The sequence below is a fragment of the Sphingosinicella sp. genome, assembly GCF_052387495.1.
Classification (GTDB): domain Bacteria; phylum Pseudomonadota; class Alphaproteobacteria; order Sphingomonadales; family Sphingomonadaceae; genus Allosphingosinicella.
On the sequence record NZ_JBQTJC010000002.1, the window covers coordinates 1 to 1,882 of the forward strand.

Here is a 1,882-nt window from a genome sequence, read left to right on the forward strand (position 1 = left end):
GTCACCGCCGGCCCAATCGGCTTCGAGGCCCCGATACTCGCCAGCGTCAACTGGCCGGCGCTGGCGCTCACCGCCGCCGCGGCACTCGCGATCTTCCGCTTCCGCCTCGGCTCGCTCCCCGTCCTCCTCGGCTGCGCGCTTGCTGGTATCGGATATGACTTCTTCTCGGGAATGATTCCGGCATAAGCGCGAGCATGGACCCCCTGCCGCCCGCCGAACCGCCCGCCGTCACCCGCGGTGAGGTCGCGCAGGGGGCGTTCCTCGCCGGCCTGTCGCGCGCCGGGGCGGTGATCGAGGCGGTCGCCCAGCCGCTTTACATCTGGCTGTTCGGGCTCGCGAACTATGGCGTCTATGTCGTGCTCTGGGCCGCGGTCAGCCTCGCGACGAACATCGTCGATCTCTCCCTGACCAACGCCCTGCAGCGCATCGTCCCGACCCGCGATGAGGAGCAGGCACACGGCGCGGTCCGCCTTGCACTACTCGTGACGGTGATTCCGGCGCTGCTGATCGCCGCACTCGTCACGCTGAACGCGTCTGCACTTGCCGGCCTCGTCGCCGCGGCGCCCGAAGACGTCGCCAGCCTGCCCACCGCCGTCGCCCTCTTCGCCTGGGCGCTGCCATTATGGACCTTCGTCGAGATCGCGACCTCGGCGGTCCGCGCCCGCCGCGCCTTCGGGCCGGAGATCCGCATCCGAATCCTCTGGGAGCAGCTGGCCCGGATCCTGTTCGCGGTCGGCTTCTTCTTCCTGGGGCTCGGCAATCTCGGCTTGGTCGCGGCGCACCTCGCCTCGCTGACTCTGGTCGCCTTCCTCAGCCTCAGGCTGCTCGGCGGCTATTACGATCTCCGGCGCCTCTTCCGCGCGCCGATGCCCGGCCCGCTCATCCGTGACCTGCTCGGTGCCGGCATCGCCCTGATTCCCGCCAACATGTCGCGGCGGATGCTGATCGACGCGCCGCCCCTCCTCATCAACCTGATGATTCCCGGCGTGCGCGGGGCGGAGGCGGCCGGCCTGTTCGAGATCGCCCGCAAGCTCTCCACTGTCCCCTATATCGTCCGCCAGTCCTTCCAGTATGTGCTCGGCCCGCTCGCCTCCGCCCAGGCCCATGCCGACCGCAGCCAGCTCGGCCCGCTCTACCGCTTCGCCACCCGCGTCTCGACTGCATTGGTCGTGCCGCTCGCCGGCCTGCTCGTCTTCACCGGCCCCGACATCCTCAGCGTCTATCGCCGCGAGGCGATGGCGGCGCTGCCCCTCCTCGCGATCCTCGCCGCCGCCCGCGCCGGCGAGGCGATCGTCGGCCCGGCCGGGACGATCGTCGAGATGATCGGCCACCGCGCTTTGCCCTTGCTCAACAGCCTGATCGCCGCCGCCATCTGGCTCGCTCTCGCCGTTTGGCTGGTGCCGACACAGGGCGCCTTGGGAATGGCGATCGCCGTCTCGGTCGCGATCCTCGCCTCCACTTACGCCGCCGCGGCCGAGCTCAGGATCAGCGACGGCCTCTCGCCCTTCGACTACAAGCTCGCCCAGGGCTTCGCCGTCACGATTGCCGGCGTCGCGGGCATGTGGGCATGGAGCAGTATCTTCGGCGGCCCGGTCCGCTTCGCCGGCAACATGACGATCTGGGCCGCCACCTCCTGGCTGGCGCTGCGTTACGGCCTCAACCGCAGCGACCGCGAGTCCCTCGGCGGTTTGGCGCGGCGGCTGCGGCTGGCGTAAAGGGCGCGCGATGGAGACCAATCCCGTCTTGGCCTACAGTGCCTGGCTCGCCGGGACGCCCGACGCATGGCCGGACGAAGCGCTCGAATCCGCGCATCGCCAGTTTATCGATGTGCTCGGGGTCACGATTGCCGGCGCGGTCGAGCCGGCCACTTTGGCGGTGCTGG

Annotated in this window: 1 protein-coding gene and 1 pseudogene; both read left to right on the forward strand. The window is 70.0% G+C overall.

The window, feature by feature from the left end; all coding sequences use genetic code 11:
* Positions 1-186, forward strand: a pseudogene (locus tag ACT4N8_RS00155) (chromate transporter); the annotation flags it as partial.
* An 8-nt stretch (positions 187-194) separates the two neighbouring features.
* Positions 195-1,715: a lipopolysaccharide biosynthesis protein gene (locus tag ACT4N8_RS00160; protein WP_444856104.1), complete on the forward strand. Its 1,521-nt coding sequence runs from the start codon at positions 195-197 to the stop codon at positions 1,713-1,715.
* The last annotated feature ends 167 nt before the right edge of the window (positions 1,716-1,882 follow it).

Coding starts and splice junctions, on each gene's coding strand:
- ACT4N8_RS00160 (WP_444856104.1), top strand. CDS start 195: ATGGACCCCCTGCCGCCCGCCGAACCGCCCGCCGTCACCCGCGGTGAG.